This is a genomic window from Nitrosomonas sp. Nm132 (genome assembly GCF_900100485.1).
GTDB lineage: Bacteria > Pseudomonadota > Gammaproteobacteria > Burkholderiales > Nitrosomonadaceae > Nitrosomonas.
In genome coordinates this window covers 1-1265 of sequence record NZ_FNDH01000118.1, presented here as the reverse complement: position 1 = coordinate 1265, position 1265 = coordinate 1, and the positions used below count along the sequence as shown (strand labels likewise).

The window sequence follows — 1265 nt, the reverse complement described above, 5'->3', positions numbered from 1 at the left end:
TGACCTGGTCAAGTAAAACCGGACAACCCAGTTAAGCGACTTCTTTCAATTTTTCTGTTTCCACTTCATATTGATTGGGGCTTTTGTACTCCAAGTATGAATGCAGTCGATGGCTGTTATAGAACATGGAAATATACTGCAGCACATCTTGCTGTGCTGCATGACGGGTTTGGTAGTTCCGCCAGTGGATTCGCTCCTGTTTAAGGCTGCCGAAGAAGCTTTCAGCCACAGCATTGTCGAAACAATCAGCGGCCCGGCTCATGCTGCCGATAAAGCCATGTATTTTCAGAAGCCGCCGGTATTGTCGGCTGGCATATTGTGATCCGCGATCCGAATGTACTATCAGTCCTGCTTGCGGCTGGCGCTGCCAGATAGCCATTCTCAATGCATCACAAACCAGACTCGCTTTCATTCTTGAACTCATGCTCCAGCCAACTACCTTCCTGGAAAACAAATCGATGACAACAGCCAGATACAACCAGCCTTCCTGAGTCCAAATGTAGGTTATGTCGCCAACATAGACTTGATTCGGGGCTGCAGCATCAAACTGTCGATTCAGTTCGTTCTCGAACACCGGTTGTTTGTGATTGCTGTCTGTGGTTACCTTGTGCTTCTTCCGGTGTTTGACCTGTACGCCTGCTTCCTGCATCAGGTTTCGAGCCTTCCAACGACCAGCCGGATAACCCAGTATATTCAGCGCTTTTGCGATTCTGCGGCTGCCGTAGCTATGATTGCTGCATTTTGCTATGCCTCGAACCGTTTCAAGTATTTCCTCGTGACACGGGTCTGCAGAATAATTGTCAGTGCATCGGACATGATCATAATAGGCGCTACGACTTACACCCATGAGTTGGCACAGCAAACCAACTGAGTAGGTCTTCTTCCTTTGGGTGATGAACGAATATTTCACTTCGTTTCTTTCGCGAAAAAGACCGTCGCTTCCTTTAGTATTTCCCTCTCCAGCTTGAGTTGCTTGATTTGCGCCTTCAACTGCCGAATTTCTTCCTGCTCCGGTGTCAGTTTCCCATTACCCCGGAATGCCTGATCAGCATCATCCGCCTGGTATTCCTTGATCCATCTTCTCAGCATATTGGCATTGATTTCCAGACTTCGAGATACTTCTGTCGTCGTATGGCCCTGATCCAATACCAGACTGATCGCATCTAATTTGTATTCCTTTGTATATTGCTTCCTCATTACCATTACTTTCTCCAGTTAAGCTATTTTCTCTTAACTGGAATGTCCGGATTCATTAAACCAGGTCA

1 protein-coding gene is annotated in these 1265 nt (G+C 47.0%); it reads right to left on the bottom strand.

Annotated elements, in window-relative coordinates:
* Positions 1-31: 31 nt before the first annotated feature.
* A protein-coding gene (locus tag BLP80_RS14930) for an IS3 family transposase (protein ID WP_256325138.1) occupies positions 32-1203 on the bottom strand; the annotation gives its coding sequence in 2 pieces (ribosomal slippage) (positions 32-954 and positions 954-1203; 1173 coding nt in all).
* Positions 1204-1265: the final 62 nt, after the last annotated feature.